The following is a 24,527-nucleotide window of genomic DNA, read 5'->3' as shown; positions in this document are numbered from 1 at the left end:
TCACGTAACAACATGTAGGGGTAGAGGCCTTTATGGTTTTGTGCTGGCCTGAGGTGAGCATAAGAACTTACTGATGCGCGAACATGGCGTGCCGCTGCGATTCGTGATCGCATTCATGGTTTTATTTTGACCAGTCAGGTCTACTTCTTGCGGTAAATATGGACATGTCAGGACACAATCCACGCCCTGATAAGGGCAGAGAGGTCTACTGGTGATCTACAAATCGATTGCCGACAGGTTGCGGCTGCGGCTGAATTCGTCGGACTACAACATCGGCAGCCCGCTACCCGGCGAAAAAGCGCTGGCGCAGGAGTTTGGCGTGGCGCGCATGACCATCCGCAAGGCGCTGGATCTGCTGGTGAGCTGGGGGCTGGTTGAGCGCCGACACGGCAGCGGAACGTTTGTCTCGCGCAAAGACGTTCACCACGAGACCACTAACCTGACCGGGCTGGTGGAGGTGCTGCGTCAGCAGGGAAAAGAGGTGCAGAGCAAGGTGCTGCAGTTCGAAGTGATGCCCGCCCCGCCCGCCATCGCCAGCCAGCTGCGGATCCAGGTGGATGAGCGGATCTACTTTTCACGGCGGGTGCGCTACGTGGACGGAAAGCCGCTGATGCTGGAGGACAGCTTTATGCCGGTGAAGCTGTTCCGCAACCTGTCGCTGGCGCATCTTGAGGGGTCTAAGTTTGATTACATCGAGAAGGAGTGCGGGATCACCATCAGCGGCAACTACGAGAGCCTGACGCCGGTGCTGGCAGATAAACAGCTGGCCGGTTATATGAACCTGCCGGAACAGACGCCGCTGCTGCGCATTACCTCTCTCTCCTACAGCGACAGCGGCGAATTTCTCAATTATTCCGTAATGTTCCGAAATACCAGCGATTACCAGGTGGACTACCATCTGCGGCGCATCCACCCGGACGACCTGCTAGCCTATCCCCCAGAACAGCACCGCCAGTAGCTGCGGGGTGATGATGCGCAGGAACATCACCAGCGGGTAGACGGTGGCATAGGAGAGCGCGGCCGCGCCGCTGGTGGCGTGCAGGTTGTTGGCAAAAGCGAGCGCTGGCGGGTCGGTCATGGAGCCCGCCAGCATGCCGCACAGCGTCAGGTAGTTCATTTTGGCGAACATCCGTGCCAGAATTGCCACCGTCAGCAGCGGGATCGCCGTGATAAAGATGCCGTAGCCGACCCAACTCATCCCTTCACCCTTGACCAGGGTATCGACAAAATCCCCGCCGGATTTCAGTCCGACAACCGCCAGGAACAGCACGATGCCCAGCTCGCGCAGCGCCAGGTTAGCGCTCGGCGGCATAAACCAGTAGAGCTTCCCGATACAGCCGATACGTCCGAGGATCAGCGCCATAATCAGCGGCCCGCCCGCCAGGCCGAGCTTGAGCGCCACCGGGAAGCCCGGTATGTAGAGTGGAATTGAGCCGAGCAGCACGCCAAGCCCGATGCCGATAAACACCGGCAGCATCTGCACCTGCTGCAGTTTTTGCTGGGCGTTACCCACCATATCCGCCACGGCGTCGATGGACGACGGGCGCCCGACCAGGTTGAGGATATCCCCGAACTGCAGGCTGGCCTCCGGGCTGGCGACCAGTTCGACGCCCGCACGGTTGAGGCGGGAAATTACCACGTCGTAGCGCTCTTTTACCTGCAGATCGCGTATTTTCTTGCCCAAAACGTGCTCGTTAGTCACCACAACGCGCTCCACGCGCATGTCGGTGCCGCGGGTTGAGAGCGAGGTATCCACTTCCTGACCAATCACCAGCCGCGCGTTGTTTAAATCTCCCGGCTGGCCGACCAGGTGCAGCAGGTCACCCTGCTGGATCATCGTGCCGGGCGCGGGCACCATCAGCACGTCGTCGCGCTTAAGACGGGAGCAGATAATATTGGCGCTGTTCAGGATCGGCACGTCCTGAATCGCCATATTGTTCAGGTTGGGGTTATCGACGCGAATGTTGATGGTTTTGATCGGCATGTGGCCGTTGGTGAGCGTGGTTTCGTGATCTTTTGCCTCTGTCTCGACGTTAACGCGAAACAGCACGCGTACCAGCCACATAGAGAGGAGAATGCCGCAGATCCCAAACGGATAGGCCATGGCGTAGCTCATCCCCATCTGGTCGACAATGCCGGGTTCAATGCCCAAATCGCGAAGGATTTGCTGCCCGGCACCGAGCGCCGGCGTGTTGGTGACCGCCCCAGAGAAGATGCCCAGCACCACGGGCAGCGGGATAGCAAAGATTTTGTGCAGAACCGCGGTGACCAACCCGCCCATCACCACAATGCCGAGGGCAAACAGATTGAGCCGTAGCCCGGAGACGCGCAGGGAAGCGAAAAAGCCCGGACCTACCTGAATCCCGATGGTATAGACGAAGAGGATCAGGCCGAACTCCTGAATAAAATGGAGCATATCGGCGCTGAGAACCAGCCCGAGCTTGTCAGCAAAATGCCCGACAAAGATGCCGCCAAACAGCACCCCGCCAATACCAAACCCGACGCCGCGGATTTTGATGTTGCCAATCCATAGCCCCACAACCGCGACCAGGGCCAACACGCTTACGGTTAACGCGATATCACTCATGATCTACATCCTTGGCATAACCTTAGTTATAACAAGGATTTTCTCAGAGCCGGATGCGGATGTATGGGCGATGGCGCACAAAAAAGCCCTGCCGGAGCAGGGCGTTATCTTTTCATCCTCTCCCCGTGGGCTGAGGAATCCCCAGTAATTTATAAGCAGAAGCAATAACGTTGTTTCAGAACGAGTTAAAGCTTTCAGCGACGCCCTGGTCCGGCTGTAAATCGCCGAAGCGTTTCCATAAGGCCGGGGCGAGGCGCACGGATGCGCCGAGAGGGCGTGGCCTGCAGGGATGCAGGCTCATGCCCGACCCGATAGCCTGAAGGAATAAGCTGAGGGCACCGCGAAGCGGCGATTTACCGCCGGGAGCCGGGGTCGCCAGGGCGGTGGCGATTGAGCCGCCCTGGCACGTTCACCGGTCATGTCCTCACAGAGTAGCAAGGAACGTGAAGTGAACGGAATGACCACCAGAGCCGTATGTTCCCCCTCACCCCAGCCCTCTCCCTCAAGGGAGAGGGGGTCGTCCGTGCTGGCATTATTTTGTGGGGAACCCTCAGCCCTGTGGGAGAGGGCCATGGTGAGGGCACCAGCCCGCACACTATCAGCTATTCAGCGCCGGCCGCTCGCTAATAGCGATACGCTGCGGCGCGATGGCTTCCGGCACGTTACGGATCAGGTCGATATTCAACAACCCATTGGTAAACGTCGCACCGGACACTTCCATATGGTCTGCCAGGGTAAAGCTCAGGCTAAACGGCTGATTCACCAGCCCCTGATGCAGCCACCGGGTTTCGGTCTCTTGTTTTTCCGGCGTACCCTTCACGGTCAGGCGCGTGCCTTCAAGCTGGATATCCAGATCTTCCTGGCGGAACCCGGCCAGCGCGAGGGTGATGCGATAGTGGTTATCGTCGCTTTTTTCGATGTTGTACGGCGGAAACGTCTGTTGCTCGGTGGTGCTTTGCAGGGCGTTAGCCAGCTTGTCAAAACCAATCCACTGACGCAGCAGGGGGGATAAATCATAGTTACGCATACTAAATCTCCTTCTGAGAAGCGAGTTCGGCACAGTTTAATTTTGTGCGCAGTTGTTCCTGCAAATCCTTATGGATTCGCATATGCTCCCGTTACGGCAAGCAAGTCTGGGTGGGCCGCTCGCGCGACCCGCATAATTAGTTAATTTCGATACGGCGCGGTTTTTTCTCTTCCGGAATCACGCGTTCCAGTTCGATAAACAGCAGGCCGTTAACCAGGTTCGCGCCTTTAACGTGAATGTTCTCGGCTAACTGGAACTTGCGTTCAAAGTTGCGCTCGGCGATGCCCTGGTAAAGGTAGGTACGTTCTTTCTGCTCGGCCGTATGGGAACCTTTCACCACCAGCAGGTTGTCCTGCGCGGTGATTTCCAGCTCGTTTTCTGCAAAACCGGCGACGGCAATGGCGATGCGGTAGTGGTTTTCGTCAACCAGCTCAACATTGTATGGAGGGTAGCCGTTGCTCTGGCTTTGGTTATTTTCTAAATGGTTAAACAGGCGGTCAAAACCAATTGCAGAACGGTATAGCGGAGAAAGATCGAAGTTACGCATAAATAAAACTCCTGAAATCAGCGAGAAATTGTAGCCTTCCACCATGGACAGGCCTTTACGCCCCCGAACACCCATCAGGCGTGTTCGTTATCGGGTCACAATCTTAAAATGGGTCTGGAACCGGGCTTTTCAAGACTATTTAGTCGAGATTTTTTTGCACTTTGCTGGTTGTCGCATAGACTCTGGGACAACAGCACAAAGGGTTAAATTGCGATGGCTGCCACAGTGCGGGGTTATCGGGCTATTCATTTCGGATAAGGCTCGCTATAACCGGAGTTGCAGGTCTATGCAGTGCCATTAACGATGACTGAGTGATGATGAAAAATGTTCTGATAAAGCTGACGACGTTCAGCGGGGTGGTTTTACTTTGCGGGTGTTCGAGCGTGATGTCTCACACCGGCGGTAAAGAAGGAACATATCCGGGGACGCGCGCCAGCGCGGCGATGATCTCCGATGACGATACGAACTGGGGCACCAAATCCCTGGTTATCCTGGATATGCCCTTTACAGCAGTGGCGGATACGCTTCTGCTGCCGTGGGATGTATTCCGTAAGGACGACTCCGTGCGCTCACGGGTAGAGAAAAGCGAGCAGGAAAATCTGGCGACAAACGCCGTCATCCCGCCCGCAGAGATGCCGCCGCGCTAGTTCTGCGCGGTTTCCGTTACCCAAAGCTGACGGAAACCGCCCGTCTCTTCCATCCACGCAATAAAGCGCCCGTCCGGGGAAAACACGACCGCATCAGCAGACGGCGGGTTGCCATGATCGGACGTCAAAAACGTCACTTCTCCAGTCTGTGCGTCACAGCAGGCGATCCGATTTTCGAGCACGAAAGCCAGTCGGTCTCCCGCAGGATGCCAGTTAAATGCAGACTGAATACCGCTCCCGGTCCGCGTCAGCTGGCGCGGTTCGCCGCCCTCGGACGAGATCAGCCACTGCTGCACAATGCCGTTATCATCCCGCATCAGAAACGCGATTTGCGTCCCCTGGGGGTTACTGCGCACCCAGTGACGCGGCACGTTCACCAGCCCCGGGTATGCCTTCTGATGGGTAAAGGTCAGACGACGCTGCTTCACCCCGGCAGGCGGCGCTGGCATGGCTTCAGCGGTGCCCTGCAGCGGCGCATCGCCCGCCCGTTTCCAGCCCTGCTCGTCTTTCGGAAGGTTAACAATAAACAGTTCAGGCACTTTTTCGCCCTGCGCGGAGAGGGTATCGCCGATAAACGCCAGCCTGTCGTTGCCCACCCAGCCCTCTTCGTAGGCGCGGTTGATTTCATCGCTGCCCGGCTGCGGGTTGGGCGTCGTGCGGCTGACCAGCACGCTCCAGAACGAGCCTGAATATTCACGCGGATGGTTCCCCTGCGGGTTCACCGGGCCGTAAGGCGCCGCCACGCCGACGTTGCGTAAATCGAGCTTCGGATCGCGCTCATGTAAAACATGGTCGTTATAGGTAAAGCTGACGAGCTGCCCGTTCGGGCTGAAGACGTGCACGTGGCTTCCGCCGCGCAGCGCGCCCGCGGTATAAGGCGCGGTGATATCCATCGCGTCCAGGTTGCTCACCAGATCGAGATGCGCAATTACACCCTGACGATGATGAAAATCGTAGTGCCAGTCTGCGTCCGGTTTTTTCGGGCCGTGGATAAAGACGTATTTGTCCTGTGCCGGATGAACGGTCACCACGCCGACATGCGCCCCGTCAGTGGCGCGATAAATCACCTCCACCTCACCCGTAGCGACGTTGACCCGCTCAATGGTTTCACCGGTGAACGACGCCCCGGACGGGCGCACGTCGTAGACCAGCCACTGGCTGTCCGGCGTCCAGGTATTGATATTGGTCAGCTGGTGGTTGCGGGAAGCGAAGGTGATTTGTTTCATGAGGATACCCTGATGCACGGTGAGTGCATCAGGGTAAAACATCCGCAGGGATTAGCCTACTCGTTTCACATCGCCCACCAGCAGGATGTAGGAGAGTGCCCCGATCAGCGCCACGGCAGAGATGTAGACCAGCGCCGGGCCGAAGCCGTAGTCCTGCGCCAGGTAGCCGATGACCAGCGGTACGGTGATGCCACCCAACCCGCCGACAAAGTTGAACACGCCGCCGGTCAGGCCAATCAGCCGCATCGGCGCAAGGGACGACACCAGCGACCAGGTGATAGAGGCGAAGCCGTTACCAAAGAACGCCACCGCCATCAGGGTCATAATCCACACCGGATCGTTAGTGTAGTTGGCGCCCATGATGCAGGTTGAGATCAGCAGCCCGCAGATAATCGGCGTTTTACGCGCCACGCCCAGCGAGCATCCTCTTTTGACCAGCTTATCGGCCAGCCAGCCGGAGAGCAGCACGCCGAAGAACGCCGCAAGAAACGGCACGGTTGTCATAAAGCCCGCCTTCAGCGCCGTGATCCCCTTTTCCTGGGTCAGGTAGTTCGGGAACCAGGTGAGGAAGAACCACAGCGTAGAAGTCACCGCGAACTGGCCCAGATAAACGCCCACCAGCTTACGATGGAAGACCAGCTTCCAGTCCGCTTTGGTCATCGGCTGGCGCGCCTCTTTTTTCACCGGCGCATCGCCGTCCACCAGGCCACCGCCGTCGCGGATGTAGTCCAGTTCAGCTTTGGTGATGCTTTTGGTCAGACGCGGCGGCTGATAAACCTTAAACCAGATCAGCGACCAGATAATACCAATCCCGCCGGTCACGATGAACACCCAGTGCCAGCTCAGCAGCTCCTGGATCCAGATCAGCAGCGGCGTCAGGAACGCCAGACCGACAAACTGCCCGGAGGTGTAAAAGCCCACCGCAGAGGCACGCTCATGCTCCGGGAACCAGCTGGTGACCATTCGGTTGTTGGTGGGGAACGCAGGCGCCTCGAAAACGCCGGTGATGGCACGCAGGCCAATCAGCGACATCAGCCCGGTCGCGAACCCCTGGAACAGGGTCGCCACGGACCAGCCTAAAATGGCGATAAAATAGGTCAAACGTGAACCCACGCGGTCAAGGAACCAGCCGCCGGGGATCTGGCAGAGCGTATAAAGCCAGGCAAACGCCGAAAAGACGTAGCCCATTTCCGCTTTGGTAATGCCAAACTCTTCCTGAATATGGGCCGATGCCACGGCAAGGTTGGCGCGGTCAACATAGCAAATGACCACGGTAATAAAGATCATAATCAGCGTCAGGTAGCGGCGACGCCCGGTTTTTGCAGCAGTAACTGGAATATCCATCGCAATCTGTCTCCAGATTTTGGGCATAGCGAAGCCGCTCACCATGCCCTGTAATTTACAGAGGGTTATATTTTTGTATGTATGATTTTTGCCCGGAAGCTTACCGGGTCTACGGGATGGCGATTACCATTCCGCTACGCTGCCGTCCTCATGACGCCACAGTGGGTTACGCCAGTCCGGCGCATTTTTACTCAGCTCAATGACTTTGGCTTCGTCAATTTCCACGCCAAGGCCCGGCTTCGTTAGCGGTTTAAAGAAACCGCCTTCCATGCAGAAGTCTTCTTTGTTTTTCACAAAATCGAGCAGTTCCGCGCCCTTGTTATAGTGAATTCCCATGCTTTGTTCCTGGAACACCGCGTTGCGGGAGACGAAGTCGACGTGCAGACAGGCCGCCAGCGCAATCGGCCCGAGCGGGCAGTGCGGCGCCAGCGCCACATCGTAAGCTTCTGCCATCCCGGCAATTTTGTAGCACTCGGTGATGCCGCCCGCATGAGAGAGATCAGGCTGCAGGATCGCAATTCCGCCCGCTTCAAGCACGCGTTTAAACTCGAAGCGCGAGAACATACGTTCACCCGCCGCGATGGGAATATGGGTCTGTTCAGCCAGTTTCGGATAGTACTCCGCCTGCTCGGCCAGCACCGGCTCTTCGATAAACAGCGGGCGATACGGCTCCAGCTCTTTAATCAGCACTTTGGCCATCGGCGCGCTGACGCGGCCGTGGAAATCCAGGCCAAACTCAATTTCGTTGCCGAAGGCTTCACGGATTTGCGCCACGGTGTTGACCGCCCGGTCTACCGCACGCGAGTTGTCGATAACGCCCATCTCTTCGCAGCCGTTAAGCTTGAAGGTGTCAAAGCCGATGCTGCGCAGCTGCGTGATGCCGTCGATCACTTCCGCAGGACGGTCGCCGCCCACCCAGCTGTAGGCTTTGATTTTGTCGCGCACCAGGCCGCCCATAAGCTGCCAGACCGGCGCGTTCAGCACTTTACCTTTGATATCCCACAGCGCCTGGTCGATACCGGCGATGGCGCTCATCAGGATAGGACCACCGCGGTAGAAGCCCGCGCGGTACATCACCTGCCACAGATCGTTGATGCGCGCCGGATCCTGACCAATCAGGTATTCACCCAGCTCGTGTACCGCCGCTTCAACGGTGCGCGCGCGCCCTTCAATCACCGGTTCGCCCCAGCCTACAACCCCTTCATCGGTTTCGATTTTCAGGAACATCCAGCGCGGGGGTAAACGGTACGTGGTGAGTTTGGTTATTTTCATTTCACTGCCTCTCGATACGCTTTCACAAATGCTGCCGCCTGCTGTGCGGTACGTTCCACGGACTGTCCGGCGCGATAAAGATCGCTGCCAAGCCCCGCGCCCGTACAGCCAGCGCTCATCCACTGGGCCAGGTTTTCTGGCGTTACGCCGCCCACGGCAAAGACCGGCACGCTGGCGGGCAATACCGCTTTCAACGCTTTGATGTAGTCCGGTCCAAAAGCCGATGACGGGAAAATTTTGAGCGACTGCGCGCCCGCATCGAGGGCAGTAAAGGCTTCCGTGGCGGTGGCGCAGCCCGGGCAGACGGTCATGCCGTAACCCACCGCGCGGCGGATCACCTCAGGCTGAATGTTGGGCGTGACGATAAGCCTGCAGCCCATCTTTGCCAGCCGATCGACCTGCTCAGGCCGTAACACGGTGCCTGCGCCAATCAGCGCCTTATCGCCAAAGGCCTCCACCACGGCCGGAATGCTTTTTTCCCACTCGGGCGAGTTGAGCGGGATTTCTACCGCGTCGAATCCGGCGTCGATAACCGCGCCGACGTGGGCTAACGCCTCATCGGGCGTGATGCCGCGCAAAATTGCGATAAGGGGAAGATCAGTTTGCCACTGCATGAGCGATGCTCCTTATTCCTGCCTGAAATGCCGTGTCGCCGGATACCGTTGCAACTTCACGCCCAACGGCGCGAAACGCCTGCTCGTAGCGCGACGTCAGCGATGCGCCTGCGACAATCGTGATGGCCTGCTCGTGCGCGATGAACTCACGCATGCTGGCGACCTCTGCGCCAATCAGCAGGCCGGAGAGAAACTCGCTGACCTGCTCGCGCGGGAGATTTCCCAGCACGTGCGAGGCGCGAACCTCAAAAAGCTGCGGCAAAACGGCAGGGGAGGCGATCCCACGTTCAAGCCCGGCGGCAAACGCCTCCGACGAGGATTCCTGCTCAGGTAAACCGGCTCCCACCAGCGAATGGTTGAGCAGCAAATGGTGCAGTTCGCCGGTCATCACGGTGCGAAAATCGTGGATTTGCTCAGCGTCAGCCTGGACCCACTTGCAGTGCGTGCCGGGCATGACGTAGACAGAAGAAGGAGAAAGCGCGCGCGCGCCAAGCAGCTGCGTCTCTTCGCCGCGCATCACGTTGTGGTTATCGTCGCGAGAGACGCTCAAACCCGGAACAATCCAGATATTGTCGCCAACGGACGTTAACTGCTCGCCAATAGCGGAGAAACGAGCGGGAACCGGCAGATAAGGCGCGATTTTCCAGCCTACGTTGCTGCCCACCATTCCCGCCATAACCACCGGCGTGGCGCTGTCGCGCCAGTTTTGTGTGACCTCTGCTAACACCGCCTCGGGGGATTTACCGTTCAGGCGCGTGACGCCTGCTTCTGATTGCCTGCTCTCCAGGCACTTCTCGCCCTGGTACAGCCAGGCGCGCAGGTTGGTCGATCCCCAGTCAATTGCGATGTAGCGAGATGTCATGTGATTTCCTTCAGCCTTCGTGTCGAGCTGGCAATCATGGTTAGTGCCGCCTGCTCTGCCGCATCGCCGTCCTGATGCCGTATCGCATCGAACAGCGCTTTATGTTCCTGGAGCGTCTTCGGCATGTTGGCCTCATCGCCCATCCAGGTACGTTCAAATACCGCGCGCTGTAGCGAGCTGATCGCTACGCTAAGCTGCTGTAAAACCGGGTTATGCACCGACTGCAGCACCGCTTCGTGGTAGCGAATGTCCGCCTCGTTGAACGCCTCCCGGTTCTGGTTATTGGCGATCATGTCGTTTAAAGCCGACTCAATCTGGGCCAAATCGCCGGAGGTTGCGCGTTCCGCCGCCCAGCGCGCAATTGCCGGTTCCACCAGGTTTCGAACTTCACTCATCGCGCCGATAAGCCGCGGGTCGTAGTCATTTTCCAGCACCCACTGCAGCACGTCGGTATCGAGGTAGTTCCACTGGTTGCGCGGAGCGACAAACGCGCCGCGATAGCGTTTCATTTCAATCAACCGCTTCGCCATCAGCGAGCGGAACACTTCCCGGATGATGTTGCGCGAGGTTTCAAACTCCTCACACAGTTCTGCCTCTGCCGGGAGCGGCGAACCGGGAACGTATTTCCCCCCCACAATCTGGGTGCCCAGCGTGATGACGATGCGATCGGTTTTATTGAGAGTCATGGAGAGTCCTTGTGCTCTGTATGTCCATCACTACTTTACCGCGACCGCTGAATTTCACCTCACTTTTGCAGTACAAACGTGAGATGGTTCGTTTTTGCTCTGGCGACAATGTAGTACAATCAATTCATGTTGTACTACAATACAGATCACAAAAAGAACAATTCAATAAATTCAGCGCAAAAAAAAGCCCCGGTCGATAACCGAGGCTGATGATTGAAAATAATCGTTACTGCAGCACAAATTTCTCGATCGCGTAGGCAACGCCGTCTTCCAGGTTGGATTTGGTCACGAAGTTAGCCACCTCTTTCACCGACGGAATGGCGTTATCCATTGCCACGCCCACGCCCGCGAATTCAATCATCGCGATGTCGTTTTCCTGGTCGCCCAGCGCCATGATTTCTTCCTGCTTAATCCCCAGCGCATCAGCGAGCGATTTCACGCCGGTGCCCTTATTGACGCGTTTATCGAGAATTTCGAGGAAGTACGGCGCACTTTTCAGCACGGTATACTTCTCTTTAACCTCTGCCGGAATGCGCGCGATGGCTTTATCCAGGATCTCCGGCTCGTCAATCATCATCACCTTCAGGAACTGCGTCGCCGGATCCATTTTCTCGGCTTCACAGAACACCAGCGGAATGGTCGCAACGTAGGATTCATGCACCGTGTAGTAGCTGATATCGCGGTTGGCGGTGTAGAGCGTATTGCGATCGAGCGCGTGGAAGTGGGAGCCCACTTCACGGGAGAGTTTTTCCAGGAACAGGTAGTCATCATAGCTCAGCGCAGTTTGCGCAACCGTGCTGCCGTCTGCGGCTTTCTGCACCAGCGCGCCGTTATAGGTGATGCAGTAATCGCCCGGCTGATTCATGTGCAGCTCTTTCAGGTAGCTGTGTACGCCCGCATACGGACGCCCCGTGGTCAGAACCACATTCACGCCCTTCGCACGTGCGGCGTCGATCGCGTTTTTAACGGCAGGAGAGATAGTGTGGTCTGGCAGCAGCAGCGTGCCGTCCATATCGATTGCAATGAGTTTAATAGCCATGAGTTCCCCAGGATAAATGAGTGCTGCCTCATGCTAACGCGATTAAGCACACAAAAATAGAGCTACATTGCGCAACAGAAACACCCCTTTTACGCTTATCCCGAGGAACAAAGACCTACTCGCGGGTGAGGACGATTTTACCAAACGCACCGCGATCGAGGTGTTCAAGCGCGTGTTCCAGCTCGTCAAAGCGGTAGCGATGCTCAATCACGGGTTTCAGCCCCGTCACATCCACGGCGCGGACGAAATCCTCCAGCGCCCGACGGTGCCCCACGCCAATCCCCTGAATGACGGGGGATTTCAGCAGCAGCTCACCAGCAGGCAGCGAAATGTCAGTCCCGGCCAGCACGCCAATCACTGAGATACGCCCGTGAACGGCAACGGCGCGCAGGGAGTGCTTCAGGTTCTCGCCACCCACGGTTTCGATAATATGGTCGATGCCGCGATCCTGCGTGAGCGTCAGCGCAACTTCAGCCCAGTCGCCTTTCAGCCGGTTGATGCCGTGGCTGGCCCCCAGCGTTTTGGCGAGCCCCAGTTTCTCATCGCTCCCCGAAGTGACAAACACCTCCGCTCCGTGCGCTTTTGCAATTTGCAGGGCGAATATCGCCACGCCGCCCGTCCCCTGCACCAGCACCGATTGCCCGGCGCGTAGCTGACCGCGCTCCACCAGCGCGAACCAGGCGGTAAGCCCCGCGCAGGGTAGCGTGCTGGCCTCTTCGTCATTCAGGGTTTCCGGGGAGGCCACCAGCGCGTTTTCATTCACAATCACATACTCGGCGAGCATTCCCTGGAAATAGCCGCCGGACGTTTTATAGGGCAAATTGCGCGCGTCCGCCTGCGGCTTACCCTCTATCCACTCCGGGAAGAAGGTTGAAATGACGCGAGCGCCGGGCTTGAAGCGCGTAACGCCTTCACCCACGCTGTCCACCACGCCCGCCATGTCTGACGCCGGGGTGAAGGGGAAGGAAAGCGGAATCGGCATCGTGCCTTCGATGACCATTTTATCGCGGTAGTTGAGCGCAACGGCATTCACCCGAACGCGCACTTCACCCGGTCCGGGCTGGCGAACCGGTTCCTGAACGAGCTTAAGATTCTCGCGCCCGAGGGCGTTCATTGACCAGCGCTGCATTGTCTCTGTCATTTTTTTCTCCTGCCATCAGATAAGCTTCAGTAATGACAGTTTACCGTTGACTCACATTCTCCAGTGGCGATAAGTTTTCCCTTTATTGACGCCAGAATGGAGACAATCTATGTCCGATACGCTGAAGGATATTCCTGTTTTTGTGGCCGCCGTGGAGGCGGGAAGTTTTGCGCAGGCCGCCATTCGCCTGCATTTGTCACGCTCGGCGGTAGGAAAAAGCATCGCTCGCCTCGAACAGCGGTTGGGAGTTCGTCTTTTTCAACGCACCACCCGCAGCCAGAGGCTGACCGATAACGGCGCCCTTTTTTATGAACGCTGCCTGCGCGCGCTGGAGGAGATTCGTGGCGCGGAATCGCTGCTTGAAACCGGGAAACAGCAGGTCAGTGGCCGCCTGCGCGTTGCCATGCCGGTGCTGTTTGGCCGCCAGTGCGTCGCCCCGCTGCTGATCGCGCTGTCGCAGGAACACCCCGGACTTGAACTGGAAATGTCATTCAGCGACCGCGTGGTGGATCTGGTCGAGGAAGGCTTCGATATGGCGGTACGTAACGGCACGCTGCAGGACAGCAGCGTGCTGGTGGCAAGAAAGCTGGGGGAACACCGCATGGTACTGTGCGCCGCGCCGGCTTACCTGCAGAAGAAAGGCCAGCCACATCGCGTTGATGATTTACCCCAGCATACGGCGATTAACTATCTGCGCGCGGGCAGAGTGTTGCCCTGGCAGCTGATGGATGACGAAGGGACGTCGCATACCTTTACTCCCCGTTCCTCACTCAACATGGATGACTTACAGGCTATTTGCGACGCTGCGCTGGCCGGACACGGCATTGCGTGGCTGCCCTGCTGGATGGTCATCAAAGAAATTCATCAGGGAAAACTCGTCCCGCTCCTGAAGCAGGCGCCGGATGTTCACTTCAACGTTCATGCCGTCTGGCAGCAAACGCCTCATCTGCCGCTTAGGGTACGAATGGCTATAGACACGCTGGCGAGCCGTTTACCGGAGGTGATGTCACTGGACCTTCCTGCGCCCATAAAAAAGCCGCGCTGAAGCGCGGCTTTTATCGCAGTGTAACGGCATTAAATATCGATATTCGCCGCTTTCAGCGCATTCTCTTCAATGAAGGCACGACGTGGTTCTACCGCATCGCCCATCAGGGTCGTGAACAGCTGGTCGGCAGCAATCGCGTCTTTCACGGTGACGCGCAGCATGCGACGGCTTTCCGGATCCATGGTGGTTTCCCACAGCTGATCCGGGTTCATTTCGCCCAGACCTTTATAACGCTGGATAGAGAGACCGCGACGGGACTCTTTCACCAGCCAGTCCAGCGCCTGCTCGAAGCTGGCTACCGGCTGACGACGCTCGCCACGTTCGATGAAGGCATCGTCTTCGATCAGGCCGCGCAGCTTCTCGCCGAGGGTGCAGATACGACGGTATTCCGGGCCGGTCACGAATTCGTGCTCCAGCGGGTAGTCGGTGTCGACGCCGTGAGTACGCACGCGAACAATCGGCTCAAACTGCTGTGCCGCATTCTGCTGAACGTCGAACTTCCACTGGCTGCCGTGCTGCTCTTTCTCGTTCAGCTCGCTCACCAGAGCGTTTACCCAGCGGGTCACGGTCTGCTCGTTGCTCAGATCGGCTTCGGTCAGGGTTGGCTGATAGACCAGCTCCTTTAGCAACGCTTTTGGATAGCGACGCTCCATACGGCCAATCATTTTCTGCGCGGCGTTGAACTCGGAAACCAGACGCTCCAGCGGCTCGCCTGCCAGTGCCGGAGCGCTGGAGTTCGCATGCAGGGTTGCACCGTCAAGCGCGATCGCGATTTGGTACTGATCCATCGCGTCGTCATCTTTGATGTACTGTTCCTGCTTGCCTTTCTTCACCTTGTACAGCGGCGGCTGTGCAATGTAGACGTGGCCACGCTCAACGATTTCAGGCATCTGACGATAGAAGAAGGTCAACAGCAGCGTACGGATGTGCGAGCCGTCGACGTCCGCATCGGTCATGATGATGATGCTGTGATAGCGCAGCTTGTCCGGGTTGTACTCATCGCGGCCAATGCCGCAGCCCAGCGCGGTGATAAGCGTCGCCACTTCCTGAGAAGAGAGCATTTTGTCGAAGCGCGCTTTCTCAACGTTGAGGATTTTACCCTTCAGCGGCAGAATCGCCTGGTTCTTACGGTTACGGCCCTGCTTCGCAGAACCGCCCGCGGAGTCCCCTTCCACAAGGTAGAGTTCGGACAGCGCCGGGTCGCGTTCCTGACAGTCAGCCAGCTTGCCCGGCAGGCCTGCCAGGTCCAGCGCGCCTTTACGACGGGTCATTTCACGGGCTTTACGCGCCGCTTCACGGGCACGCGCCGCATCGATAATTTTGCCCACAACGATTTTCGCGTCGTTCGGGTTTTCCAGCAGGTACTCGCTCAGCAGTTCGTTCATCTGCTGCTCAACCGCCGATTTCACCTCAGAAGAGACCAGCTTGTCTTTGGTCTGTGAGGAGAACTTCGGATCCGGCACCTTCACGGAGACCACGGCAATCAGGCCTTCACGGGCGTCATCACCGGTGGCGCTGACTTTCGCTTTTTTGCTGTAGCCTTCTTTGTCCATGTAGGCGTTCAGGGTACGGGTCATCGCCGCGCGGAAGCCCGCAAGGTGAGTACCGCCATCGCGCTGTGGAATGTTGTTGGTGAAGCAGTAGATGTTTTCCTGGAAACCATCGTTCCACTGCAGCGCCACTTCTACGCCAATACCGTCTTTTTCGGTGGAGAAGTAGAAGATATTCGGGTGAATTGGCGTTTTGTTCTTGTTCAGATACTCAACGAACGCCTTGATACCGCCTTCGTAGTGGAAGTGGTCTTCTTTGTTGTCGCGTTTGTCGCGCAGGCGAATAGAGACCCCGGAGTTCAGGAACGACAGTTCACGCAGGCGCTTCGCCAGGATGTCGTACTCGAATTCAGTGACGTTAGTGAAGGTTTCGAGGCTCGGCCAGAAACGCACCATGGTACCGGTTTTCTCGGTATCGCCGGTAACGGCCAGCGGGGCTTCAGGCACGCCGTGCTGGTAGATCTGACGGTGAATTTTGCCTTCGCGCTGGATAACCAGCTCCAGCTTCTGCGACAGGGCGTTTACTACGGAAACGCCTACGCCGTGCAGGCCGCCGGAAACTTTATAGGAGTTATCGTCGAACTTACCGCCTGCGTGCAGAACGGTCATGATCACTTCCGCAGCGGAAACGCCCTCTTCCGGGTGAATACCGGTCGGAATGCCACGACCATCATCGGTGACGGAGACGGAGTTGTCCGCATGGATGGTAACCACGATGTCTTTACAGTGACCCGCGAGCGCTTCGTCGATAGCGTTATCTACCACCTCGAATACCATGTGGTGCAGACCGGTGCCGTCATCCGTGTCGCCGATATACATACCCGGGCGCTTACGCACCGCATCCAGCCCTTTCAGGACTTTGATACTGGAGGAGTCATAAGAATTCGACATCAACGTTTCTCGCTCATTTCAACTTGGGTTAATCCGTTATTTTACCCTTTTCCACGGTAAACATCTTCGAATTTTCGTCCGACATGTCCATAACGTGTTCAGCGCTAATGGCGCTGACGAAAACCTGCGACTGCGTGGCTTTTAAGCGGCTGGCAAGCAGCCCGCGCCGCGCGTCGTCAAGTTCCGAGGCAAAATCATCTATCAGGTACAGGCAGCGCCGTCCGCTCTCGCGGGTGAGGAACTCCCCCTGCGCCAGGCGCAGCGCGCACATCAGGAGCTTGAGCTGCCCGCGCGACAGCGTGTCTTCCACCGGCGCACCGTCGGCACGAATGCGGAAATCCGCCTTGTGCGGGCCGTTCGCGGTGTAGGTCAACATGCGATCGCGCTCGAAGCTTCTCTCTAACACCTCGGCATAATCCGTCTCTTTCTCCCAGCCGCGCTGGAAGGAGAAGGTGAGAGAGAACTCGGGTAAAAACTGTTTGCAGGTGTCGGCCATATCTTCGGCAATACCTGCGCTGTATTCGGCACGCCAGCGGCTGATTTGTTCCGCGAGAGGGATTAACTCCATGTCCCACGGGCGCAGCTGGGCGTAGCGCGTGACCTGGCGCAACGCGGCGTTACGCTGCTTGAGCAGGCGCTTCAGGTTGCTCCAGGCGTTAAAGAATCCGGCTTCGTTGTGAAAGCATCCCCAGTCGAGGAACGCTCTTCTGTATTTGGGGCCGCCGTTGAGTAAAGTAAACCCCTCCGGCGTAATCAGCTGCATCGGCATCAGCAGCGCCAGCTCCGCCACCTTGTGGCCGTCGGTGCCGTCGATGCGCACCTTGCTGTCGCCCTGCTTGTCTTTGGTCAGGCCGATGGCGGTTTCCCGCTCCGCCCCCTGCAAACGCCCGTGCAGAACAAAGGATTCCTGCTCGTGGCGAATGACGCGACCAATCTGCAAACTGCGAAACGCCCGACCGTGGCCGAGCGTATAGATGGCTTCCAGCACGCTGGTTTTGCCGCTGCCGTTCGCGCCAACCAGGAAGTTAAAGCCGGGGGATAAAGCGAGATCCGCGCTTTCGATATTGCGAAAGTCGCGGATCAACAGACGGGTGAGCGACATTACAGTCTCATTGGCATGACAACATATGCAGCCGACTGTGATGCGGCATCTTCAATCTGTACGCTCGAAACGGAGTCGGTCAGCAGAATGCGCACATTCTCGCATTTCAGTGCATTGAGCACATCCAGCACGTAGCTGACGTTGAAGCCGATTTCCATCTCAGCCCCGGCGTAGGTGACGTCCAGAATCTCTTCTGCCTCTTCCTGCTCCGGGTTGTTAGCGGTAATTTTGATCTGGTTTTCACTCACGTACAGGCGCACGCCGCGGAATTTCTCGTTGGAGAGAATAGCCGCACGGGCAAAGGCCTGCTTGAGGCTATCGCAGCCCGCTTCCAGCGTTTTGTCCGGGTTCTTCGGCAACACGCGGCGATAATCCGGGAAACGACCGTCAACCAGCTTCGATGTGAAGACAAAATCACCCACGTGTGCGCGGATGTTGTTGCTGCCGATCTGCACGCGCAGCGGCGTGTCGCCGCCGTCGAGCATACGCATCAGCTCAATCACCCCTTTACGCGGCACGATCACCGAATGGTTTGGCAGCGAGTCGCCAATCGGCATAGAACAGACCGCCAGACGGTGGCCGTCGGTCGCCACGGTACGCAGCTCTTCACCTTCGGTTTCGAACAGCATGCCGTTTAAGTAGTAACGCACGTCCTGATGCGCCATGGAGAACTGCGTGGCTTCAATCAGACGCTTCATCGTCGCCTGCGGCAGGGTAAATTCAACTTCACTCTGCCAGTCGTCCAGGTTCGGGAAGTCCGCAGCTGGCAGCGTGGAGAGCGAGAAACGGCTGCGGCCAGAGCGCACCAGCATACGGTCGCCCTCCAGCTGCACGGCGATTTCAGCGCCTTCCGGCAGCCCGCGGCAGATATCAAAGAATTTACGTGCCGGAACCGTGGTCGCGCCCGCGTCGTGCGGCTGCGTCAGCGTAACGCGCGCGATCATTTCCATTTCCAGATCTGTACCGGTCAGCGACAGCGTACCGTCCGCGACCTGAAGCAGCAGGTTTCCGAGAATAGGCAGCGTTGGGCGGCCGCCTAATGGGCCACTCACCTGTTGCAGCGGTTTTAATAAATGTTCACGTTCAACGGTAAATTTCATAGCGTCACGATGATAATGTTCTGATTAGATTGGAAAAATCTTCTTTTATGTCGTGGCTTTCTTCGCGTAACTGCTCAATCTTGCGACAAGCGTGCAGCACGGTCGTATGGTCACGGCCACCAAACGCATCGCCGATTTCCGGCAGGCTGTGGTTGGTTAACTCCTTTGCCAGCGCCATCGCCATCTGACGCGGACGCGCCACCGAGCGGGAACGACGTTTAGACAGTAAATCTGCCACTTTGATCTTGTAGTACTCGGCCACCGTCTTTTGAATATTGTCGATAGTGACCAGTTTTTCCTGCAATGCCAGCAAATCACGCAGCGCTTCACGCACAAAATCGATGGTGATCGCACGACCGGTGAAGTTGGCATTGGCGATAACGCGGTTCAGCGCCCCTTCCAGCTCACGCACGTTGGAGCGCAGACGCTTGGCGATGAAGAACGCCACTTCACCCGGCAGGCGAATGTCGTTCTCATCGGCTTTCTTCATCAGGATCGCGACGCGGGTTTCCAGCTCCGGTGGCTCGATCGCCACGGTCAGGCCCCAGCCGAAGCGGGATTTCAGACGATCTTCAACGCCGTTGATCTCTTTTGGATAACGATCCGAGGTCAAAATGATCTGCTGATTACCTTCCAGCAGGGCGTTGAAGGTGTGGAAAAATTCTTCCTGCGATCGTTCTTTATTGGCAAAGAACTGGATGTCATCGATCAGCAGCGCGTCAACGGAACGGTAGTAGCGTTTAAACTCTTCGATCGCATTGTTTTGCAGGGCTTTTACCATGTCCTGAACGAAGCGCTCGGAGTGCATATACACCACTTTCGCGTTGGGCTTGCGCGCCATGATGCCGTTACCTACCGCATGCAGCAGGTGGGTTTTACCGAGACCCGTGCCGCCATAGAGGAACAGCGGGTTGTAGGCTCCACCGGGGTTATCAGCAACCTGACGGGCCGCCGCGCGCGCCAGCTGGTTCGACTTACCCTCAACGAAGTTATCGAACGTGTGTTTCACGTTAACGTTAGAGCGGTAGGTTGGCTCTGCGGGTGCAGGAACGTTATCCCAGCCCTGACGAGCGGGTGCAACGCGAGGCGCCGGAGCCGGAACAGCCTGAGCGGGCGCGGCTACATTGACGGTTTCACGAACAGTTTGGGTGACCGGCTTTGTGCCCACTTCAAAACGCAGCTGTGGGACATCTGACCCGCAGAAATCGTTCAGCAGGCCATTGATGTTATTAAGGTACTTGTCTCTTACCCAATCGAGCACAAAACGGTTTGGCGCATACAAAGCCAGCGTGTTATCGCTCAGCTCCGCCTGCAACGGGCGGATCCACATACTGAATTCTGTGGCTGGTAACTCATCCTGCAATCGGGCAAGACACTGCTGCCAAAGCGAAAGTGACACGGCGGACTCCACTCGAACAATAAAAGAAAACTATTGAATATTCATGATTGTTGGCGCACATCGACATGACCCTGTGTAAAGGGGGACGTGCGAATTGCTATCTGCAATTTATCCTGACCAGGATCCTGGGATCCCGATCGGGACCGCGGATCATAGCGTAAACTGAGCCAGAGATCTTCTGTTTCTCACAGATTCTTCCCGATTTATCCACAGGAAGATCCGAAACCGGGTAAGTGTAAACGATCCTGGCGCGAGTGCCCCGCGATTTAGCCCGCATATTGGAAAATTTAATGAGCAGCGACAATTTATTGCTTAAATGATCTAACGAAGATCCGGGACGATCCTTGCGCTTTGTTGGCGAGGCCGTATAATCCTCGACCCGGCGCGTGATGCTCATCTTCCTGCGTCGTCCGTTGCTCATTTTCCACGCGAAATCGTGCGGAAATACGCGGGAAATAAGGAAAGAGAATTGACTCCGGAGTGTACAATTATTACAATCCGGCCTCTTTAATCACCCACGGCTTCGGCGTCCGTCATTCGAAACTCGGTCGGGCATCCGCAAAAGTCATGAATTTTTTCAAGTTTAGGTAGAAATCGCCATGAAACGCACTTTTCAACCGTCTGTACTGAAGCGCAACCGTTCTCACGGCTTCCGTGCTCGTATGGCTACTAAAAATGGTCGTCAGGTTCTGGCACGTCGTCGTGCTAAAGGCCGCGCTCGTCTGACCGTTTCCAAGTAATAAAGCTAACCCCTGAGTGGTTAAGCTAGCATTTCCCAGGGAGTTACGTTTGTTAACTCCCACTCATTTCACTTTCGTCTTCCAGCAGCCACAACGGGCTGGCACGCCGCAAATCACCATCCTCGGCCGCCAAAATTCGCTGGGGCATCCCCGCATCGGTCTCACAGTCGCTAAGAAAAACGTTAAGCGTGCGCATGAACGCAACCGGATTAAACGTCTGACGCGTGAAAGCTTCCGTTTACGTCAGCACGAACTGCCTTCTATGGATTTCGTGGTGGTGGCTAAAAAGGGGGTTGCCGACCTCGATAACCGTGCTCTCTCGGAAGCGTTGGAAAAATTATGGCGCCGCCACTGTCGCCTGGCTCACGGGTCCTGATAGCCCTTATTCGGGTCTATCAACGCCTGATTAGTCCGCTACTCGGGCCGCACTGCCGTTTCACACCAACATGCTCAAGCTACGGAATTGAGGCATTGCGCAGGTTTGGAGTGATAAAAGGCAGTTGGTTGACGGTGAAACGCGTATTAAAATGCCACCCTTTACACCCAGGTGGAGACGACCCCGTCCCCCCAGGACCTTTTGATACCAGAGAACACTAACGATGGATTCGCAACGCAATCTTCTTATCATCGCTTTGTTGTTCGTGTCTTTCATGATCTGGCAGGCATGGGAGCAGGATAAAAATCCTCAACCCCAGCAGCAGACCACGCAGACCACGACCACCGCAGCGGGTAGCGCCGCCGACCAGGGCGTACCGGCCAGTGGCCAGGGGAAACAGATTACGGTTAAGACCGATGTGCTTGAGCTGACTATCAACACCCGTGGTGGTGATGTTGAGCAGGCGCTGCTGTTGACCTACCCGAAAGAGCTGAAGTCTACCGAACCGTTCCAGTTACTGGAAACCACACCGGAGTTCCTGTATCAGGCGCAGAGCGGCCTGACCGGTCGTGATGGCCCGGATAACCCGGCTAACGGTGCGCGTCCACTGTATAACGTCGAGAACGACACCTTTGTGCTGGCTGACGGCCAGAACGAACTCGTTATCCCGATGACCTACACCGACGCGGCAGGCAACACGTTCACCAAAACCTTCACCCTGAAACGCGGTGAGTATGCAGTGAACGTGGGCTACAGCGTACAGAACGCCGGTGCGAAACCGCTGGAACTGTCTACCTTCGGTCAGCTGAAGCAGTCCATCAATCTGCCGTCTCACCGTGACACCGGAAGCAGCAACTTTGCGCTGCATACCTTCCGTGGCGCGGCGTACTCCACGCCTGACGCGAAGTACGAGAAATACAAATTCGACACCATTGCCGATAACGAAAACCTGAACGTCAGCTCCAAAGGCGGTTGGGTAGCAATGCTGCAGCAGTATTTCGCAACGGCATGGATCCCAAATAACGACGGTACCAATAACTTCTACACCGCGAACCTGGGCAACGGTATTGCAGCCATCGGCTACAAATCACAGCCGGTTCTGGTTCAGCCGGGTCAAACCGGTAAGCTGGCAAGCACCCTGTGGGTCGGCCCGGAAATCCAGGACAAAATGGCAGCCGTCGCGCCGCACCTGGATCTGACCGTTGATTACGGCTGGTTGTGGTTCATCTCTCAGCCGCTGTTTAAGCTGCTGAAGTTCATCCACAGCTTCCTCGGTAACTGGGGCTTCTCCATCATCGTTATCACCTTCATCGTGCGTGGCATCATGTACCCGCTGACCAAAGCGCAGTACACCTCCATGGCGAAGATGCGCATGCTGCAGCCGAAGATTCAGGCGATGCGTGAGCGTCTGGGCGATGACAAACAGCGTCAGAGCCAGGAGATGATGGCCCTGTATAAAGCAGAGAAAGTGAACCCGCTGGGTGGTTGCTTCCCGCTGCTGATTCAGATGCCAATCTTCCTTGCGCTGTACTACATGCTGATGGGTTCCGTTGAGCTGCGCCACGCGCCGTTCGCCCTGTGGATCCATGACCTGTCCGCACAGGACCCGTACTACATCCTGCCGATCCTGATGGGCGTGACGATGTTCTTCATCCAGAAGATGTCGCCAACCACCGTGACCGACCCGATGCAGCAGAAGATCATGACCTTTATGCCGGTCATCTTCACCGTGTTCTTCCTGTGGTTCCCGTCAGGTCTGGTGCTGTACTATATCGTCAGCAACCTGGTGACCATCATCCAGCAGCAGCTGATTTACCGTGGTCTGGAAAAACGTGGCCTGCATAGCCGCGAAAAGAAAAAGTCCTGATTCGGTAAGTTAACGCTAAAATAAGGGCGGTCGATTGACCGCCTTTTTTATTTGTATTGAACGAGACCAACCATGAGCCATAACGACACTATCGTCGCCCAGGCAACCCCACCGGGACGCGGTGGTGTAGGCATTCTGCGTATCTCCGGCCTGAAGGCGCGCGAGGTGGCTGAAGCGGTGCTGGGTAAATTGCCAAAGCCGCGCTACGCTGATTACCTGCCGTTTAAAGACACCGACGGCACGCCGCTGGACCAAGGCATTGCGCTGTGGTTCCCCGGCCCGAACTCCTTTACCGGCGAAGACGTGCTGGAACTGCAGGGCCACGGCGGCCCGGTTATCCTCGACCTGCTGTTAAAACGTATTCTCACCCTGCCAGGCCTGCGCATTGCGAAGCCTGGCGAGTTCTCCGAGCGTGCCTTCCTGAACGACAAGCTCGACCTGGCGCAGGCCGAGGCGATTGCAGACCTGATCGACGCCAGCTCAGAACAGGCGGCCCGCTCCGCGCTTAACTCGCTGCAGGGGGCATTCTCCGCGCGCGTCAATCATCTTGTGGAAGCACTTACTCACCTGAGGATCTACGTGGAAGCGGCTATCGACTTCCCGGACGAGGAGATCGACTTCCTCTCTGACGGTAAAATCGAAGCCCAGCTCAACCAGGTGATGAACGATCTCGACGCGGTACGCGCCGAAGCGCGCCAGGGTAGCCTGCTGCGTGAAGGGATGAAGGTCGTCATTGCTGGTCGCCCTAACGCCGGGAAATCGAGCCTGCTGAACGCCCTGGCGGGCCGTGAAGCGGCGATCGTGACCGACATTGCCGGTACCACCCGCGACGTGCTGCGCGAGCATATCCACATCGACGGGATGCCGCTGCACATCATCGACACCGCCGGGCTGCGCGATGCCAGCGACGAAGTGGAACGCATCGGTATCGAGCGCGCCTGGCAGGAGATCGAGCAGGCCGACCGCGTGCTGTTTATGGTGGACGGCACCACGACCGACGCCGTTGACCCGGCGGAGATCTGGCCGGACTTTATCGCCCGTCTTCCGGCTAAGCTGCCGATCACCGTGGTACGTAACAAAGCAGACGTTACCGGCGAAACGCTGGGTATCAGCGATGTGAATGGTCACTCACTGATTCGCCTGTCGGCGCGTACCGGTGAAGGCGTGGACGACCTGCGCAACCATCTCAAGCAGAGCATGGGCTTTGATACCAGCATGGAAGGCGGCTTCCTGGCGCGTCGTCGCCACCTGCAGGCGCTGGAAGAGGCGGCACGCCATCTTGACCAGGGCAAAGCGCAGCTGATTGGCGCGTGGGCGGGTGAACTGCTGGCGGAAGAGCTGCGTCTGGCGCAGCAGAATCTGAGCGAGATCACCGGAGAGTTTACGTCGGACGATCTGCTGGGAAGGATCTTTTCGAGCTTCTGTATTGGTAAATAGTTTCCGCTAATTCATGGTGATTTCCCCT

Annotated in this window: 23 protein-coding genes and 1 other annotated feature; of the genes, 8 read left to right on the top strand and 15 right to left on the bottom strand. The window is 57.2% G+C overall.

The window, feature by feature from the left end; all coding sequences use genetic code 11:
- The first annotated feature begins 211 nt into the window (after window positions 1–211).
- Window positions 212–958: a GntR family transcriptional regulator gene (locus OSH03_RS14745; RefSeq protein WP_059311580.1), complete on the top strand. Its 747-nt coding sequence runs from the start codon at window positions 212–214 to the stop codon at window positions 956–958.
- Here OSH03_RS14745 and OSH03_RS14740 read toward each other — a convergent pair.
- From OSH03_RS14740 to ibpA, 3 genes are all read right to left on the bottom strand, one after another.
- Entirely contained in the window at window positions 926–2,587 is a 1,662-nt protein-coding gene (locus tag OSH03_RS14740; protein WP_266179433.1) for a putative transporter, read from the bottom strand. The genes OSH03_RS14745 and OSH03_RS14740 overlap by 33 nt on opposite strands.
- 598 nt (window positions 2,588–3,185) lie before the next feature.
- Window positions 3,186–3,614: a small heat shock chaperone IbpB gene (gene ibpB, locus OSH03_RS14735; protein WP_061096708.1), complete on the bottom strand. Its 429-nt coding sequence runs from the start codon at window positions 3,612–3,614 to the stop codon at window positions 3,186–3,188.
- Window positions 3,615–3,750: 136 nt separating this feature from the next.
- Complete coding sequence (gene ibpA, locus OSH03_RS14730) at window positions 3,751–4,161, bottom strand: small heat shock chaperone IbpA (RefSeq protein ID WP_008500162.1); 411 nt, start codon at window positions 4,159–4,161, stop codon at window positions 3,751–3,753.
- Window positions 4,155–4,226, bottom strand: a sequence feature (ROSE (Repression Of Heat Shock gene Expression) occurs in the 5'-region of heat shock genes and acts as an RNA thermometer to modulate expression.). It overlaps the preceding gene by 7 nt.
- A gap of 249 nt (window positions 4,227–4,475) precedes the next feature.
- Between ibpA and OSH03_RS14725 the strand changes: the two genes are divergently transcribed.
- Window positions 4,476–4,808: a YceK/YidQ family lipoprotein gene (locus tag OSH03_RS14725; protein WP_014881914.1), complete on the top strand. Its 333-nt coding sequence runs from the start codon at window positions 4,476–4,478 to the stop codon at window positions 4,806–4,808.
- Here the strand turns inward: OSH03_RS14725 and OSH03_RS14720 are convergent.
- The 8 genes from OSH03_RS14720 to OSH03_RS14685 form a co-directional block, all read right to left on the bottom strand.
- On the bottom strand, window positions 4,805–6,034 hold the full coding sequence (locus OSH03_RS14720; RefSeq protein ID WP_266179432.1) for a YidR family protein: 1,230 nt from the start codon (window positions 6,032–6,034) through the stop codon (window positions 4,805–4,807). The genes OSH03_RS14725 and OSH03_RS14720 overlap by 4 nt on opposite strands.
- A gap of 51 nt (window positions 6,035–6,085) precedes the next feature.
- Window positions 6,086–7,423 (bottom strand): MFS transporter, encoded by a 1,338-nt coding sequence (locus tag OSH03_RS14715; RefSeq protein WP_266179431.1) that lies wholly within the window; start codon window positions 7,421–7,423, stop codon window positions 6,086–6,088.
- Window positions 7,424–7,501: 78 nt separating this feature from the next.
- Window positions 7,502–8,650 (bottom strand): galactonate dehydratase, encoded by a 1,149-nt coding sequence (dgoD, locus tag OSH03_RS14710; RefSeq protein WP_266179430.1) that lies wholly within the window; start codon window positions 8,648–8,650, stop codon window positions 7,502–7,504.
- Window positions 8,647–9,264 (bottom strand): 2-dehydro-3-deoxy-6-phosphogalactonate aldolase, encoded by a 618-nt coding sequence (locus tag OSH03_RS14705; protein WP_266179429.1) that lies wholly within the window; start codon window positions 9,262–9,264, stop codon window positions 8,647–8,649. Before OSH03_RS14705 ends, dgoD begins: the two co-directional genes overlap by 4 nt.
- Entirely contained in the window at window positions 9,248–10,126 is an 879-nt protein-coding gene (locus OSH03_RS14700) for a 2-dehydro-3-deoxygalactonokinase (RefSeq protein ID WP_266179428.1), read from the bottom strand. Before OSH03_RS14700 ends, OSH03_RS14705 begins: the two co-directional genes overlap by 17 nt.
- Entirely contained in the window at window positions 10,123–10,812 is a 690-nt protein-coding gene (gene dgoR, locus OSH03_RS14695; protein WP_003861109.1) for a D-galactonate utilization transcriptional regulator DgoR, read from the bottom strand. The genes OSH03_RS14700 and dgoR overlap by 4 nt, the downstream gene beginning before the upstream one ends.
- Window positions 10,813–11,038: 226 nt before the next feature.
- Window positions 11,039–11,851, bottom strand: a complete 813-nt coding sequence (yidA, locus tag OSH03_RS14690; protein WP_266179427.1) for a sugar-phosphatase — start codon at window positions 11,849–11,851, stop codon at window positions 11,039–11,041.
- A gap of 115 nt (window positions 11,852–11,966) precedes the next feature.
- Window positions 11,967–12,992: a zinc-dependent alcohol dehydrogenase family protein gene (locus OSH03_RS14685; protein WP_266179426.1), complete on the bottom strand. Its 1,026-nt coding sequence runs from the start codon at window positions 12,990–12,992 to the stop codon at window positions 11,967–11,969.
- 109 nt (window positions 12,993–13,101) lie between these two features.
- Between OSH03_RS14685 and OSH03_RS14680 the strand changes: the two genes are divergently transcribed.
- A complete protein-coding gene (locus OSH03_RS14680; protein WP_266179425.1) occupies window positions 13,102–14,037 on the top strand; it encodes a LysR family transcriptional regulator in 936 nt (311 codons plus the stop codon).
- 29 nt (window positions 14,038–14,066) lie between these two features.
- On the opposite strand, the gene gyrB is transcribed toward OSH03_RS14680, so the two are convergent.
- Genes gyrB through dnaA form a run of 4 tightly spaced genes read right to left on the bottom strand, consistent with a single transcriptional unit; the run spans window position 14,067 to window position 20,079 of the window.
- Window positions 14,067–16,478 (bottom strand): DNA topoisomerase (ATP-hydrolyzing) subunit B, encoded by a 2,412-nt coding sequence (gene gyrB, locus OSH03_RS14675; protein WP_061096717.1) that lies wholly within the window; start codon window positions 16,476–16,478, stop codon window positions 14,067–14,069.
- A gap of 28 nt (window positions 16,479–16,506) precedes the next feature.
- Window positions 16,507–17,580 (bottom strand): DNA replication/repair protein RecF, encoded by a 1,074-nt coding sequence (recF, locus tag OSH03_RS14670; RefSeq protein ID WP_266179424.1) that lies wholly within the window; start codon window positions 17,578–17,580, stop codon window positions 16,507–16,509.
- Window positions 17,580–18,680: a DNA polymerase III subunit beta gene (gene dnaN, locus OSH03_RS14665; RefSeq protein WP_008500170.1), complete on the bottom strand. Its 1,101-nt coding sequence runs from the start codon at window positions 18,678–18,680 to the stop codon at window positions 17,580–17,582. The genes recF and dnaN overlap by 1 nt, the downstream gene beginning before the upstream one ends.
- A gap of 4 nt (window positions 18,681–18,684) precedes the next feature.
- A complete protein-coding gene (gene dnaA, locus OSH03_RS14660) occupies window positions 18,685–20,079 on the bottom strand; it encodes a chromosomal replication initiator protein DnaA (RefSeq protein WP_032644944.1) in 1,395 nt (464 codons plus the stop codon).
- Between the two features lie 599 nt (window positions 20,080–20,678).
- Between dnaA and rpmH the strand changes: the two genes are divergently transcribed.
- The 5 genes from rpmH to mnmE all read left to right on the top strand — a co-directional run bounded on the left by rpmH (window position 20,679) and on the right by mnmE (window position 24,499).
- Window positions 20,679–20,819, top strand: coding sequence for a 50S ribosomal protein L34 (rpmH, locus tag OSH03_RS14655; protein WP_000831330.1), 141 nt, complete (start codon window positions 20,679–20,681; stop codon window positions 20,817–20,819).
- 16 nt (window positions 20,820–20,835) lie between these two features.
- Window positions 20,836–21,195 (top strand): ribonuclease P protein component, encoded by a 360-nt coding sequence (gene rnpA / locus OSH03_RS14650; RefSeq protein WP_014072458.1) that lies wholly within the window; start codon window positions 20,836–20,838, stop codon window positions 21,193–21,195.
- Complete coding sequence (gene yidD, locus OSH03_RS14645; RefSeq protein ID WP_001307474.1) at window positions 21,159–21,416, top strand: membrane protein insertion efficiency factor YidD; 258 nt, start codon at window positions 21,159–21,161, stop codon at window positions 21,414–21,416. Before rnpA ends, yidD begins: the two co-directional genes overlap by 37 nt.
- 2 nt (window positions 21,417–21,418) lie before the next feature.
- Window positions 21,419–23,062 carry a membrane protein insertase YidC gene (gene yidC / locus OSH03_RS14640; RefSeq protein ID WP_061096718.1) on the top strand — a complete coding sequence of 548 codons (1,644 nt, stop codon included), beginning with the start codon at window positions 21,419–21,421 and terminating at the stop codon, window positions 23,060–23,062.
- A 72-nt stretch (window positions 23,063–23,134) separates the two neighbouring features.
- Window positions 23,135–24,499, top strand: a complete 1,365-nt coding sequence (gene mnmE / locus OSH03_RS14635) for a tRNA uridine-5-carboxymethylaminomethyl(34) synthesis GTPase MnmE (protein ID WP_129994683.1) — start codon at window positions 23,135–23,137, stop codon at window positions 24,497–24,499.
- Window positions 24,500–24,527: the final 28 nt, after the last annotated feature.

This window comes from Enterobacter nematophilus (genome assembly GCF_026344075.1).
In the GTDB taxonomy this organism is placed as follows: Bacteria; Pseudomonadota; Gammaproteobacteria; order Enterobacterales; family Enterobacteriaceae; genus Enterobacter; species Enterobacter nematophilus.
The sequence above is the reverse complement of the archived record's forward strand: the minus strand, read 5'-3'. Positions and strand labels throughout refer to the sequence as shown.